Source organism: Streptomyces sp. GL_141 (assembly GCF_057834385.1).
In genome coordinates this window covers 1,392,752-1,406,216 of record NZ_CM174402.1, presented here as the reverse complement: position 1 = coordinate 1,406,216, position 13,465 = coordinate 1,392,752, and the positions used below count along the sequence as shown (strand labels likewise).

At 70.5% G+C, this 13,465-nt stretch carries 12 protein-coding genes; 9 read left to right on the top strand and 3 right to left on the bottom strand.

Translation table 11 applies throughout. From position 1 onward, the window contains the following. Genes AC3IX6_RS06125 through AC3IX6_RS06115 form a run of 3 tightly spaced genes read left to right on the top strand, consistent with a single transcriptional unit; the run spans position 1 to position 2,482 of the window. Positions 1-936 carry a glutamate ABC transporter substrate-binding protein gene (locus AC3IX6_RS06125; RefSeq protein WP_489369220.1) on the top strand — a complete coding sequence of 312 codons (936 nt, stop codon included), beginning with the start codon at positions 1-3 and terminating at the stop codon, positions 934-936. A 17-nt stretch (positions 937-953) separates the two neighbouring features. After that, positions 954-1,598, top strand: a complete 645-nt coding sequence (locus AC3IX6_RS06120; protein ID WP_403719446.1) for an amino acid ABC transporter permease — start codon at positions 954-956, stop codon at positions 1,596-1,598. Next, positions 1,595-2,482: an amino acid ABC transporter permease gene (locus AC3IX6_RS06115; protein ID WP_489369219.1), complete on the top strand. Its 888-nt coding sequence runs from the start codon at positions 1,595-1,597 to the stop codon at positions 2,480-2,482. Before AC3IX6_RS06120 ends, AC3IX6_RS06115 begins: the two co-directional genes overlap by 4 nt. A gap of 49 nt (positions 2,483-2,531) precedes the next feature. Here AC3IX6_RS06115 and AC3IX6_RS06110 read toward each other — a convergent pair whose 3' ends face one another. Continuing rightward, entirely contained in the window at positions 2,532-4,148 is a 1,617-nt protein-coding gene (locus AC3IX6_RS06110) for a CocE/NonD family hydrolase (protein WP_489369218.1), read from the bottom strand. A 149-nt stretch (positions 4,149-4,297) separates the two neighbouring features. After that, the gene (locus AC3IX6_RS06105; protein ID WP_489369217.1) at positions 4,298-5,509 is read right to left on the bottom strand and encodes a L,D-transpeptidase; all 1,212 of its coding nucleotides are present in this window, start codon (positions 5,507-5,509) and stop codon (positions 4,298-4,300) included. A 248-nt stretch (positions 5,510-5,757) separates the two neighbouring features. Between AC3IX6_RS06105 and AC3IX6_RS06100 the strand changes: the two genes are divergently transcribed. From AC3IX6_RS06100 to AC3IX6_RS06075, 6 genes are all read left to right on the top strand, one after another. Beyond that, on the top strand, positions 5,758-6,933 hold the full coding sequence (locus AC3IX6_RS06100; RefSeq protein WP_489369216.1) for a lipid II:glycine glycyltransferase FemX: 1,176 nt from the start codon (positions 5,758-5,760) through the stop codon (positions 6,931-6,933). Next, positions 6,879-8,630, top strand: a complete 1,752-nt coding sequence (gene murJ / locus AC3IX6_RS06095) for a murein biosynthesis integral membrane protein MurJ (protein ID WP_489369215.1) — start codon at positions 6,879-6,881, stop codon at positions 8,628-8,630. Before AC3IX6_RS06100 ends, murJ begins: the two co-directional genes overlap by 55 nt. Positions 8,631-8,722: 92 nt before the next feature. Next, positions 8,723-9,406: a response regulator gene (locus AC3IX6_RS06090; RefSeq protein ID WP_489369214.1), complete on the top strand. Its 684-nt coding sequence runs from the start codon at positions 8,723-8,725 to the stop codon at positions 9,404-9,406. Between the two features lie 9 nt (positions 9,407-9,415). Beyond that, a complete protein-coding gene (locus AC3IX6_RS06085; RefSeq protein ID WP_489369213.1) occupies positions 9,416-10,864 on the top strand; it encodes an ATP-binding protein in 1,449 nt (482 codons plus the stop codon). Next, on the top strand, positions 10,861-11,406 hold the full coding sequence (locus AC3IX6_RS06080; protein WP_489369212.1) for a hypothetical protein: 546 nt from the start codon (positions 10,861-10,863) through the stop codon (positions 11,404-11,406). The genes AC3IX6_RS06085 and AC3IX6_RS06080 overlap by 4 nt, the downstream gene beginning before the upstream one ends. 84 nt (positions 11,407-11,490) lie before the next feature. Beyond that, positions 11,491-12,747: a cytochrome P450 gene (locus AC3IX6_RS06075; RefSeq protein WP_489369211.1), complete on the top strand. Its 1,257-nt coding sequence runs from the start codon at positions 11,491-11,493 to the stop codon at positions 12,745-12,747. Here the strand turns inward: AC3IX6_RS06075 and AC3IX6_RS06070 are convergent. Beyond that, a complete protein-coding gene (locus tag AC3IX6_RS06070; protein WP_489369210.1) occupies positions 12,707-13,432 on the bottom strand; it encodes a hypothetical protein in 726 nt (241 codons plus the stop codon). The genes AC3IX6_RS06075 and AC3IX6_RS06070 overlap by 41 nt on opposite strands. Between the last annotated feature and the right edge of the window lie 33 nt (positions 13,433-13,465).

The following is a 13,465-nucleotide window of genomic DNA, read 5'->3' as shown; positions in this document are numbered from 1 at the left end:
ATGAGACACCCGATGCAGCCCCCGCGCGCCCGCGCCGCCGCCCTCGCCCTGGCCCTGGCCCTCCTGCTCGTCGGCGCCCTCGCCGGATGCGGGAAGTCCGGCAGTCCGCCGGTCAAGGGCCCGCAGCCCGAGGACCTGCCCGTCTACCAGGTCAGGGCCGGCTTCCAGCTGCCGGACTCCCCGACCTGGACGAAGGCCAAGAAGCGCGGCCACCTCGTGGTCGGCGCCAAGGAGGACCAGCCGTACATGGGGGAGAAGGACCCCGCGAGCGGCCGCTACTCCGGCTTCGACATCGAGATCGCCAAGATGATGTCCGCCTCGCTCGGCTTCGACCCCAAGACGATCGAGTTCAAGACCATCGCCTCCGCCAACCGCGAGACGGCCCTGCAGAACGGCCAGATCGACTACTACGTGGGCACCTACACGATCAACGACAACCGCAAGAAGCAGGTCGGCTTCGCCGGCCCCTACTTCATGGCCGGCCAGTCCCTGCTGGTGCGCAAGGGGGAGACCGACATCAAGGGCCCCGAGGACCTCGATGGCAAGAAGGTCTGCTCGGCCGCCGGTTCCACCCCCTACCAGCGGCTCCAGAAGGAGTTCCCGCGGGCCGTCCTCGTCGCCTACGACACGTACTCGGTCTGCGTGGACAACCTGCTGACCTACCAGGTCGACGCCGTCTCCACCGACGACTCCATCCTCCTCGGCTACGCGGCCAAGGTCCCCGAGGAGCTCAAGGTGGTCGGCAAGCCCTTCTCCGAGGAGCCCTACGGCATCGGCGTCCCGCGCTCCGACAACGCCCTGCGGTTCGCCCTCGACGACGCACTCGCCGAGAACGAGAAGAACGGCAACTGGAAGAAGGCCTACGAGGCCACGCTCGGCCTCTCCGGCCAGCCGGCGCCCGCGCCGCCCGCCATCGACCGCTACCCGGCGAGCTGAGGGGAGAGCGCACCGCCATGGACGTACTCACCGAAAACTTCTCGCTCTACGGGAAGGGCTTCCTCGGCACCGTGGAACTCACGGTCTACGCCTCCCTCCTGGCCCTGGTCCTCGGTTTCCTGATGGCTTCCTTCCGCGTCGCCCCCGTCGGCTCCTTCCGGGTCTTCGGCACCGTGTGGGTGACCATCCTGCGCAACACCCCGCTCACCCTGCTCTTCTTCGCCGTCCTGCTCGGCCTGCCGCGCTTCGGTCTGGTCCTGCCCTTCGAGCTCTTCGCCGTGCTGGCCCTGGGCTGCTACACCTCGGCCTTCATCTGCGAGGCCCTGCGCTCCGGCATCAACACCGTGCCCAAGGGCCAGGGCGAGGCGGCCCGCAGCCTCGGCATGTCCTTCGGCCAGACGCTGGGCACCGTCGTACTGCCGCAGGCCTTCCGGTCCGTCATCCCGCCCATCGGCTCCACGCTGATCGCGCTCGCCAAGAACTCCGCGATCGCCGGGGCCTTCAGCGTCACCGAGCTGCTGGGCACGTACAAGACCCTCAACGAGCTGGGCTACAGCATCATCTGGACCTTCGTCTGGATCGCGGTGGGCTACCTGATCATCACCCTGTCCATCAGCGCGCTGTTCAACGTGCTCGAAAAGCGCTTCGGAGTCGCCCGATGACCGCGCACGCGCTCCACGGTGACCTGGAGTCCACCGCCCTCTACGACCTGCCGGGCCCGCGCGCCCAGCGCCGCCACTTCTTCTACGGGATCGCCTCGACGGCCGTCATCCTCGGGCTGCTCGGCTGGCTGCTCTACCTGCTCTTCGACACGAACCAGTTCACCTCCGCCAAGTGGAGCCCCTTCACCTACAAAGGCATCCAGGAGCTGCTGCTCAAGGGGCTCTGGAACACCCTCAAGGCCTTCGCCTACGCCTCGGTGCTCTCGCTCGTGCTCGGCGCGGTGCTCGCGACGGGCCGGCTCTCGGTCCACCGGCCGGTGCGCTGGCTGTCCACGCTGTGCGTGGAGTTCTTCCGGGCCATGCCGGTACTGGTGATGATCTTCTTCATCTTCGTCGCGCTCAAGGTCCAGCCGCTGCCCGCGCTGGTCGCCGGACTGACCCTGTACAACGGCTCGGTGCTGGCCGAGGTGTTCCGGACGGGCATCAACTCGGTGGAGAAGGGCCAGCGTGAGGCCGCGTACGCCCTGGGCATGCGCAAGACCCAGGTGATGACCTACGTCCTGGCCCCGCAGGGGGTCCGGGCGATGCTGCCCACGATCATCAGCCAGCTGGTGGTCGCCCTGAAGGACACCTCGCTCGGCTACCTGATCACCTACGAGGAGTTCCTGCACGCGGGCAAGCTGATCGCCTCCAACCTCGACTACGACCTGCCCTTCATCCCCGTCGTGATGATCATCTCCCCGATCTACATCGGGATGTGCATGCTCCTGTCCTGGTTCGCCACCTGGGTGGCCCGGCGCGAGCGGCGCAACCCCAAGACCAAGGCGGTCGACATCGACATCGACACGGCCGACCCGGGAACGGCGCTGCCGGGCCGGATCTGATCCGGAGGGCGTCCCCCAGAGCCACACCCGGCCCGGCAGCAGCCGTGGATCACTGCTCGCGCAGCGGCACCGAGACGTACGAGGGATCGGTGCGCGGCGAGGAGAAGGTCAGCTGCCCGCCGGTCGGGTTGTGCTCGATGTACAGCGGGTCGACGGTGTCGACGACGACCGCGAGGCGGTGCCCGGCCGGGACGTCGTAGGCCGTGGAGAAGAGCTCCAGGTCCACACCGAAGGACTGGCCGGCCGGCTTGCCGTGGAAGGTGTACGGGGCGTTGCTGATCAGCTTCCCGATCCCGAGCGGGCCCACGTCGTAGAGGTACGCGACGAAGGTGCCGTCGGACTTCGAGGGCGTGACGGTGGTGTGCAGTCTGACCGTGCCCCGGACGCGGCGCTCCTCTTCGTAGCGCGGTGACTGCCAGACGGCGGCGAAGGCGCGGGGGAGCAGCGGGATGGAGGCGGTGGGGGGCGCCTGGGCGATCTGGTCGAGCAGGCTGGAGAGCATGACGATCCCGCCGTTGGCGCCGGAGTCGATGCCGGTGAAGAGGTGCTCGCTGTCGGAGAGCATCAGCTTCTCGGCGCCGCCGGAGCCGACCGACTTCCAGTCGGCGTAGCCCTCGTACCCGCCGTCGCTGCGGGGCTTGACCTGCACGGGGGCCTCGGTGTCGATCCCGTTGGCCGTGCCCTTGAGGTAGCGGTCGAACCAGCGGTGGGCGTTGGTCCAGGTGTCGTTGGGCAGTCCGAGGAGCCCCGTCAGCTCGGCGGTGGCGTGGTCGCCGGGGCGGAACTCCAGGCGCTTGGGGCCGGTCAGCTTCTCGAAGAACTTCGCGTATTGGTTGGGCGGGAAGATGGTGTCGCCCCAGGCGTTGCCGAGCATGATCGCGGCGCCGTTGGCGTTGATCGCTTCCACCTTCTCCGCGGCCGAGCGCTTCTTGCCCCACTCGATCATCTGCGGTTCCCGGTCCAGCTTCGAGCCGAGGAAGTCGCCGAGGATCTGCTGGAGTTCGGGGCCGGGGCGTCCGGTGAGGAAGCCGGCGCCGCCGAGCAGGGCGGCGGCCTGGAGGTGCTGGGTACGGCCGGAGTAGATGGACTCGATGAGATCGGCCCAGCCGCTGAGCGCGACCACGGCCTTGATGCGCGGATCGTTCGCGGAGGCCAGCAGGCTGATGCCCGCGCCGTACGAGACCCCGCCCATGCCGATGTGTGCGGCGTCGGCCGGGGTGTTCGCGAGCGCCCAGTCGATGACGGCGGAGACGTCGGCGGTGTCCTTCGGGCCGGCGGTCTCGATCTCGCCGCCGGAGAGCCAGAAGCCGCGGGAGGTGTAACTGACCACCACGTAGCCGGAGTCGGCGAGCTTCTTGGCCTGGGCGATGTATTCGATCTGCGGCATGCCCCAGCTGGTCGGCAGGACGATCAGCGGATACTTCGAGCCGGCGGCGCCGGCCCCGGCGCCCGCCGGGGTGAAGACGTTGCCCTTGAGGGTGATGCCGCCGGAGCCGGGGATGTCGTGGAAGCGGAGCTCCGCTGACGGCGCCGACGCTGCCGAGACGGTGGCGGTCGTGCTGGTGGGAGCCGCCTGGGCCTGATGGGGGGCCAGGCCCAGGGCGGCTGCTGCCAGTACGACCGCCATGGCGGTCGCGGTGCTGGTGGTGCGGACCGTGCGGACCATCGATCGCTCCTCGCGTGTGCCGGGTGTCAAAGTGACCCGACGGTAACGGGAGGGGCTTACCGGAAGTAACCCATGAGTAAGTTACGTGCCGGTAACGATTGAATGATGGTCAACTTCACAGAAGGGGAGGGAGCGTCGCCCGGTCGCGCTCAGCCGACCTGCGGGGTTCCGGCCGCGGCGCTCTTGGCCTGCCACTGCTCCCAGGTGAGGTTCCACTCGCCGTAGCCGTTGCCGAGGTCCGGATTGCCCTTGGAGCCCTGCCCCACGACCTCGAACGGGTCGCCGGCCTGGGCCGCTGCGAAGAACGCCTTCGCGTTCTCGTCGCTCATGCCCACGCAGCCGGAACTGGTGTTGGCGCGGCCGAAGTTGGCGGTGTTCCACGGGGCGGCGTGCACGTACATGCCCGACCAGGTCAGCCGGATCGAGTAGTCGACCATCTTGTCGTAGGAGTCGCCCAGGCCCACCGTCTGGGAGTCCATCCGGATGGTGCCCTCCTTCGCCATCAGCACCATCTTCCCGTCCCACGAGGCCTTCTTGCCGCCGGGAGTGCCCGCCGAGACCGGGATGGTGCTGACGACCTGGCCGCCCTCGGTGACCGTCGCCTTCTTCGTGTCGAGGTCCACCTTCACCTCGCGGTCCTTGCCGATCTTGAACTCGGTGGCGTAGTCCTTGACGAACATCCCGCCGCCGGGGCCGGAGTCGACGCCGTTCAGGTTCATCTGGACCTTCACGTCGGTGCCGGACTTCCAGTACTCCTTGGGCCGCCAGTCCACCCGGTCCTTGCCCGAGTAGTCGGTGATCCAGCCCCAGGAACCCTCGGTGTTGTTCGAGGTGGTGACCTTCAGCTGCTTCTCGACCGCGGCCTTGTCCTTCACCGGGTTGTCGAAGACGATCGAGACCGGCATGGCCACGCCCACGGTGCTGCCCTTGGGGATGTTGATCGAGACCTTGTTCACCTTGTCGGGGGCCGAGGTCTTGAACGTCGTCGTGGCGCTCTGGCTGTCCGTGTTCTGGGCCTCGACCTTGTAATCGGCCGAGGGCAGGGCATTGCCCTGCGAGGTCCAGGTCTTCCCGTCGGCGGATATCTGCCCGGCCAGTTCGCCGCCCTTGGCGTCCGTGACCTTCACCGCCGCGAGCTTGCCCTCGGCGATCGTCACGGTCACCGGCTGGCCCGCCTTGACCTGGTCGCCGGCGAGGTTCACCGAGACCGCCATGTCCGGCTTCGGCTTCATCTCAGCCTTGCCCGCGCCTCCCGAAGCGGCGCCGCCCCCGCAGGCGGCCAGCGAGGCGGCCAGCAATGCGGTGCCGGCCGCCACGGCGGTACGGCTGCGTACAGAGAAGACCCGGCGTGTGCGGCTCAACGAAAACCCCTCCGAAGTAATGATCGTCCGCAATAGAAGATGCGTACGGAACGACTCTAGGTTGCAGGAGATCGGGAAAAGTTCAGGAATTCCTGTGTGACATGGACCGCAGCAATACGGTCATCGTCCGGTCACAATCGCCGCGCACTTCCGTCATGGACGGCTGTGAGAGTCCTGTGTATCCACCGATTCGTTCGGACATATAGGACTTACGCGATGTACGGGGCGTAAAGGAAGGCCGGTCAGCCGTGTGTGCACTGCTCGTGACCCCCACCCAGCAGGACCAGACCCGAAGCCGGGACAGGGAGCTCACCGTGCGCCCGCTGTCCGAAGCGGAATATCAGGGATTCCTTTCGCGGCACGGACGCGCCAGCTTTCTCCAGTACCCGTCCTGGGGCGGCGTAAAGGACCTTTGGCGATCGGAAAGGGTCGGATGGCACTACCCCGGCGGTGAAATAGAAGGCGCCGGGCTCGTGCTCTACCGCCAATTCCCCGGCACCCGGAAATACTTCGCCTACCTCCCCGAGGGGCCCGTCGCCGACTGGGCCGACCCCGACATCGACCGCTGGCTGACCCCCCTCAAGAACCACCTCAAGGCCTCCGGCGCCTTCGCCGTCCGCATCGGCCCCACCCCCGCCTACCGCCGCTGGGACGCGGCCACCGCCAAGGCGGGCACCGGCCCGGGCCGGCAGATCTCCGACGTGCTCGCCACCGAAGTGGACCCGGTCGGCGCCGCGCTCGCCGACCGGCTGCGCACCCGCGGCTGGAAGCGCTGCGGAGGCGAGGACGACGGCGACGCCCAGCCCCGCCACGTCTTCCGCGTCCCGCTCGCCGGACGCACCCTCGACGAACTGTGGTCGGGCCTGAACCAGGAGTGGCGGCGCAATGTGCGCAAGGCCACGAAGGCGGGGGTCGAGACGGTCCTCGGCACGGCCGCCGAGCTGCCCGAGTTCTACCGGCTGTTGCGCATCACCGAGGAGCGCGACGGCTTCAGGCTCGGCCGCTCGCTCGCTTACTACCAGCAGCAGTACGAGGTCCTGAACGCCGAGGAACCCGGCCGCATGCGCCTCTACCTGGGCGTTCACCAGGGCGAGATCCTCGCCGCGCACACCATGATCGTGGCCGGCAGCCGGGTCTGGTACCAGACCGGCGCCTCCGCCGACCACCGCCGCGAGGTCCGCCCCAGCAACGCCCTGCAGTGGCGCATGATGTGTGACGCACATGCACTCGGAGCGGACGAATACGACATGCGCGGGGTACCCTCCACCCTCGACCCCGACGAACGTTCCTTCGGGCTGCTGCGCTGGAAGCTCGGCACCGGCGGACAGGTCGTCGAAACCCTCGGCGAGTGGGAGACCTCCATGGACGGATGCGCCAACACGGCCCTCTACAAGGCGTTCCAGGCGTACATGGCCCGCCGGTGACCCTCGCAGACCCCAGAGCGACCGAAGCCGCGACCGCGGCCCGCACCGACCGCGCAGCACCGAAGAAGACCTCGGTGCTGCGCAGCGGCGCGCTCATGGCCGCCGGCTCGATCGTCTCCCGCGCCACCGGCTTCGTCCGCTCCGCCGTGATCGTCGCCGCCCTCGGCACCACCCTGCTCGGCGACGGCTACGCGGTCGCCAACACCGTCCCGAACATCCTGTACATCCTGCTCATCGGCGGCGCCCTCAACGCCGTCTTCGTGCCCGAGCTGGTCCGCGCCGCCAAGGAGCACGAGGACGGCGGCGCCGCCTACACCGACCGGCTGCTCACCGTCTGCACGGCCGCCCTGCTGGTCATCACCGCCGCCGCCGTACTGGCCGCCCCGCTCATCGTCTCGGCGTACACCCCCTACAGCGGCGGCCAGGAGTCCGTCACCGTGGCCCTGGCCCGGTACTGCCTCCCGCAGATCCTGTTCTACGGGCTGTTCACACTGCTCGGACAGGTGCTGAACGCCCGCGGCCGGTTCGGCGCCATGATGTGGACCCCGGTCCTCAACAACCTCGTCGTCATCGCCGTCTTCGGGCTCTTCCTGTACGTCTCCCACGGCGCGACGGACGGTCTGAGCGCCTCCGAGACCCGGCTGCTCGGCATCGGCACCACCGCCGGCATCGTCGTCCAGGCCCTCGGTCTGATCCCCTCGCTGCGCGCCGCCCGCTTCCGCTGGCGCCCCCGCTTCGACTGGCGCGGCAGCGGACTGGCCCGCCCGCTGCGCAACGCGGGCTGGCTCGTCCTGCTCGTCCTGACCAACCAGCTCGCGTACTGGGTCGTGACCCGGCTCTCCACCGCCACCGGCGAGCACGCCGTCGCCGAGGGCCTCGCCGGCGGTGCCGGATACACCGCCTACAGCAACGCCTACCTGCTGTGGATGGTCCCGCAGGGCATCATCACCGTCTCCCTCGTCACCGCCCTCATGCCCCGGATGAGCTCCGCGGCCACCGACGGCGACCTCGGGGCCGTGCGCAAGGACGTCTCCTACGCGCTGCGCTCCAGCGCGGCCCTGATCGTCCCCGCCGCCGCGCTCTTCGCCGCCCTCGCCCCCTGGGTGACCGGCAGCGTCTTCGAGTACGGGCGCACCGGCCCCGCCGACGTCGCCGTCATGGCCGGCATGCTCGCGGCCTTCGCACCCGGCCTGATCGCCTACTCCGCGCAGTACGTGCTCTCCCGCGGCTTCTACGCCCTCTCCGACACCCGGACCCCCTTCTTCCTCAACCTCTCCATCGCCACCCTCAACGCCGGGCTCTCGGCCGCCGCGTACCTCCTGCTGCCCCCGCGCTGGGCGGTCACCGGCATGGCCGCGGCCTGCTCGATCGCCTTCACCGCGGGCGCGGCCGTCACCGCGTACGTCCTGTCCCGGCGGCTCGGCCCGCGCACGGGGACCCGTACGGAACGCCGGAGCACCGCCGTACGGACCCACCTGCGGCTCCTCGCCGCCTGCGCCCCGGCGGGCGCCGCCGGGTACGCGGCGGCGCGCTGCGTCGACCGGTTCGCGCACCTCGCCGGGCCCCTCGGGAACTTCGCCGGGGTCGCGGTGGGAACCGCGGTGATCGTCCTGTGCGTCGTACTCCTCGCCCGCCCCCTGCGGCTGACGGAGATCACCGACCTACTGGACTCCGTACGACGCAAGCTCGGCCGCTAGGACCCGCCGGTCCGGGCGGTCCCCCGCTTCCGGCCGCACATATCGGCCGAAAGCGGGAGGGGACCGATCGACGAGCCTGGAATACTGACCCGATGCCACGCGTACTGCTGATCGAGGACGACCCTTCCATCAGGGAGGGCGTGGGTCTCGGCCTGCGCCGCCGGGGCCACGACGTGAGCGCCGCCGAGACCGGCGAGGCCGGACTCGGCCTCATGGCGAGCTTCCACCCCGAGCTCGTCCTCCTCGACCTCATGCTGCCCGGCATCAACGGCGTCCAGGTGTGCCGCCGGATCCGCGAGACCAGCCAGGTCCCGATCATCATGCTCACCGCACGCGGCGACGACTTCGACATAGTCGTCGGCCTCGAAGCCGGCGCCGACGACTACATCGTCAAGCCCGCCCGCACCGAGGTCATCGAAGCCCGCATCAAGGCCGTGCTGCGCCGCCTCAGCGAGCCCGCGGGCGGCCGCCCCGACGTGCAGTTCCACGGCGAGCTGGCCGTCGACCGGGCCGGGCTCACCGTCGCCAAGAACGGCGAGCGCGTGCCCCTGGCCCCCAGCGAGATCAAGCTCCTGCTGCACCTGTCGGCCTCGCCCGAGCAGGTCTTCTCCCGCCAGCAGCTCCTCGAATACGTGTGGGAGCACAGCTACCACGCCGACGCCCGGCTGGTGGACGCCTGCGTACGCCGCCTGCGCCACAAGATCGAGGACCCCGAGGGCGCCCCCCGCTACATACAGACCGTGCGCGGCTTCGGCTACCGCTTCGGCCCCCTGTAAGCGGCCCGCATGAGACGTTTCGCACCGCTGGGCCTGCGCACCCGGCTGATCGCCGCCTTCCTGCTGGTCGCCGCCATCTGCGCGGTGAGCACGGCCGCGCTCACCTACCAGCAGGCCCGCAACGCGATCCTCAAGCAGAGCCAGGACACCGCCGTCAGCACCCTGCGCGACCTGGTCGACTCCCAGTACACCCAACTGCCCATGGGGCAGCCGGAACTCCAGCGGCTCGTCGGGGAACTGGGCAAGCGCGGCCAGCCGCACCCCTGGATCGTCTACGGGGAGTACGGAAAGCTCCGCGCCAGCTCGAACCAGGGCGGCGCGACCTCCTCGCCCTCCGTCAGCGAACAGCTCCGCAGGCAGGTGACCGCCCATCCGCACGGAGCCTTCCAGCGCACGCAGGACCGGGCCGGCAACCTCTCCCTCGTCGTGGGCATGCCCGCCGTCTTCAAGTACGACGAGGGCTACGAGACCACCGGTGCGGTCTTCTACGCGGTCGTGCCCCTGGACACCGAGCAGACCACCGTGGAGGCCCTGGTCACCGCCGCCAGAACGGGCGCCGTACCGGGCCTCGCGATCGCCCTGATCCCGGCCCTGCTCGCGGCGCGCAGCGTCCTGAGGCCCGTACGGGACATGCGCAAGGCCGCCCAGCGGCTGGGACGCGGCCGGCTCGACACCCGGATCGAGGTGCGCGGCTCCGACGAACTCGCCGGACTCGCCCGCACCTTCAACGAGACGGCCCGCGCACTCGAACAGTCGGTCAGTGAACTCCGGGAGGCCGAAGCCCGTGCCCGCCGCTTCGCCGCCGACGTCTCCCACGAACTGCGCACCCCGCTCGCCGGGATGCTCGCCGTCACCGAGGTCCTGGACGAGGGCGCCGAGGACCTCGACGCCGACACCGCCAAGGCGCTGCGCCTGATCAGCGCCGAGACCGAGAAGCTCGCCGTGCTCGTGGAGGACCTCATGGAGATCTCCCGCTTCGACGCCCGCGCCGCCGAGCTCAACCTCGACGAGGTCGACGTCGCCGAGACCGTCACCAAGACCCTGGAACGCCGCCACTGGACCGACGGGCGGGTCAGCACCGACCTGCCCCCCGGCGTCCGCGCCCGGCTCGACCCGCGCCGCTTCGACGTGGTCCTCGCCAACCTCGTGGGCAACGCCCTCAAACACGGCGGGACCCCGGTCCGCGTCGGCGTCCGCACCGAGACCCGGCCCGAGGGCGAGCGGCTCCTCGTCGAGGTCGCCGACAGCGGGCCCGGCATCGCTCCCGAGGTGCTGCCGCACATCTTCGACCGCTTCTTCAAGGCCGACGCCGCCCGCACCCGCTCCACGGGCAGCGGTCTGGGCCTGGCCATCACGCTGGAGAACGTCCGCCTGCACGGCGGCACCCTGCACGCGGCCAACAGCCCCGGCGGCGGTGCGCTCTTCACCCTCGACATGCCGCTGGAGGCCCGCGTATGACCCGGGTGCGCAGGGCCGCGGTCGCGGCCGCGCTGACCGTCCCGCTGCTGCTCGCCACCGGCTGCGGCATCGCCACCACCGGGGTCGTCGAGAGCGGCCGCGCCGGGACCGTGAAACTGGCCACCGCGCCGGACCCGGGCCTGCTGTACTTCATCGCGCCCGACGGTGCGCTCGTCCCGCTCCCGGTCACCGACCGGGTGCAGCGGCCGGACGTCGGCTTCACGATCGGGATGCTGCTGGAGGGGCCGAACGAGGCCGCGCGGGCGGCCGGTCTGACCACCGCGATCCCGCTTCCGGACACCATCACCCCCGAGGCCAAGGTCAAGGGCCTGGCCCGCGGACCGGTCGAGGTGGCCGCGTCCGGCAATACCGTCCGGGTGATCCTGCCCCTCCCGGTCGAGCCGCTGTCCGGGCCGGCCCGCCGCCAACTGGCGTGCACGGCCCTCGCGGCGGTGAGCATCCGGCCGGCCCCCGAGATCCTCCTGGTCGGCTCCGACGGCAAGGAGCAGGGCGCCACCTGCGAGGTCAGGCCGGAGGACTGAGCCCGGCCGCGGCCCGCCGCCGCCTCCGTCACCCCTCCCGCGGGGCCCCTTGCGGGCCGGGCCCGTCCCCGCCACCGTGTGCGCATGGACCAAGGACCGGCCCCCGACGTCTTCGACCCGCGCCTCTACGGCGAAGGCGTCCCGTACGACCGCTACCGCCTGCTGCGCGACCGGCACCCGGTGGCCTGGCAGAGCGAGCCGGAGGTGCTCGGCTGGCCCGCAGGCCCCGGGTTCTGGGCCGTCACCCGGCACGCCGACGTGGTCCGGGTCCTGCGCGACCACCGCACGTACTCCTCGCACCGGGGCGCCACCCAGATCCGCGACCCCGACCCGGCGGACCTGCCCTTCCTGCGGCGCACCATGCTCAACCAGGATCCCCCCGAGCACGGGACCCTGCGCCGGACCGTGGCCCGCGCCTTCACCCCGGCCCGCGTCGACGCCTTCGCCGCCCGGGTCCGGGGCCGGGCCCGTACGCTGCTGCGCGCCGCCCGCGAGGGCGCCGAGGACGGGGCCGCCGATCTGGTGCGCACCGTCACCGACGAATACGCACTGCTGAACCTGACCGACCTGCTGGGCGTCCCGGCCGCCGACCGTGGACTGCTCCTGGAGTGGACCGTACGGATCATCGGATACCAGGACCCCGAGGACGCCCCGGCTCCGCGGCTCGGTCCGGACGGCACACCCCTGAACCCGCGCTCGCCGGCGCTGCTGGGGGAGATGTTCGGCTACGCCCGCGAACTGGCCGCGTACAAAAGGGCGCACCCGGGCGACGACGTGATGACCACCCTCGCGCTCGCCGGGCTGGAGGACGCGGAGCTGGAGATGTTCTTCTTCCTGCTCACCGTCGCGGGCAACGACACCGTGCGCAGCGCCGCGCCCGGCGGCCTGCTCGCCCTGGCCCGCGACCCGGACGCCTACGCCGGACTCGCCGACGGCCGGGCCCCGTTGGACCGGGCCGTCGAGGAACTCCTGCGCGTCCACCCGCCGGTGCTGAGCTTCCGGCGCACCGCCACCGCCGACACCGAGCTCGCCGGCCGGCGGATCCGGGCGGGCGACAAGGTGGTGGTCTTCCACGCCTCGGCCAACCACGACGAGCGCGTCTTCACCGACCCCGGCCGCCTCGACCTCGGGCGCGCACCGAACCCGCACGTCTCCTTCGGCGACGGCCCACACGTGTGCCTGGGCGCGCATTTCGCCCGGCTCCAGCTCCGCGTCCTCTACGAGGAGTGGATCGCAGCCATGCCGGCACCGGAACTGGCGGGCCCGCCGCGCCGGTTGGTGTCGAACTTCATCAACGGAATCACACGGCTGCCGCTGCGGGTGTCCGGGCCGGGCGGGTGACGTCGGCGACCAGTTCGGTCACGTCCGGGCCGTAGGCATTGGAGTTGATCACCTTCAGCAGGATGCAGAAGGAGTCCTGTCCGTAGGTGCGGGCCAGCGCCTTGTGGTGTCTGGCGAGGTAACGGGCCGCGGCATGATTGCTGTTGGCGGTCTGGCCCGCCATGAGGAACACCGGCCGGGTCCCAGCCCCGGCCGTCAGCCGGGCCAGCAGGACGTGCTCGACCAGGCCCTCCTGCCAGCGGTACTTCTCTCCGCCGACGGTGATCGCACCCCGCTCAGGCGAGCGCTCGCGGCTGTCGTCGAAGTGGACCCCGGGCAGCATGGAGGACAGGTGGGCCGCCGTCCGGGCGTTGGAGACGGGCCCGCCGACACAGAACTCGGCACGCTCGCCGAAGCCTTGGCGGGCCCCGTCGTGGGTGACGAGCTGCAGGTTCGCCCCGCAGTCCTTGATCAGGCCGGCTATCTCCAGCAGGGCGAAGGCGTCCTTGCGGTTCACCGAGAACTCGGTGCCGCTCATGTGCCGGTTCACCACGAACAGGGAGTCGGAACCGGTCGGCAGGCCGAAGAAGGCCTGCTTGCGGCGCAGGGCACGGCGCCACAGGTAGGTCCGGGTGAACCAGCCGAACCCGCCGCTGCATGCGGTGGCGATCACCCCGAGCACGATGTTGCGGACGTCGTCATTCATGCGGCGGATCGTAGCCGTCACACTGCCTTCATG

Bases quoted from the DNA above. Each gene is read 5' to 3' on its own strand.
- AC3IX6_RS06075 (WP_489369211.1), top strand. From the start codon at position 11,491: ATGGACCAAGGACCGGCCCCCGACGTCTTCGACCCGCGCCTCTACGGC.
- AC3IX6_RS06090 (WP_489369214.1), top strand. From the start codon at position 8,723: ATGCCACGCGTACTGCTGATCGAGGACGACCCTTCCATCAGGGAGGGC.
- AC3IX6_RS06110 (WP_489369218.1), bottom strand. From the start codon at position 4,148: ATGGTCCGCACGGTCCGCACCACCAGCACCGCGACCGCCATGGCGGTC.
- AC3IX6_RS06070 (WP_489369210.1), bottom strand. From the start codon at position 13,432: ATGAATGACGACGTCCGCAACATCGTGCTCGGGGTGATCGCCACCGCA.
- AC3IX6_RS06120 (WP_403719446.1), top strand. From the start codon at position 954: ATGGACGTACTCACCGAAAACTTCTCGCTCTACGGGAAGGGCTTCCTC.
- AC3IX6_RS06125 (WP_489369220.1), top strand. From the start codon at position 1: ATGAGACACCCGATGCAGCCCCCGCGCGCCCGCGCCGCCGCCCTCGCC.
- AC3IX6_RS06115 (WP_489369219.1), top strand. From the start codon at position 1,595: ATGACCGCGCACGCGCTCCACGGTGACCTGGAGTCCACCGCCCTCTAC.
- AC3IX6_RS06085 (WP_489369213.1), top strand. From the start codon at position 9,416: ATGAGACGTTTCGCACCGCTGGGCCTGCGCACCCGGCTGATCGCCGCC.
- murJ (WP_489369215.1), top strand. From the start codon at position 6,879: ATGCGCCAACACGGCCCTCTACAAGGCGTTCCAGGCGTACATGGCCCG.
- AC3IX6_RS06080 (WP_489369212.1), top strand. From the start codon at position 10,861: ATGACCCGGGTGCGCAGGGCCGCGGTCGCGGCCGCGCTGACCGTCCCG.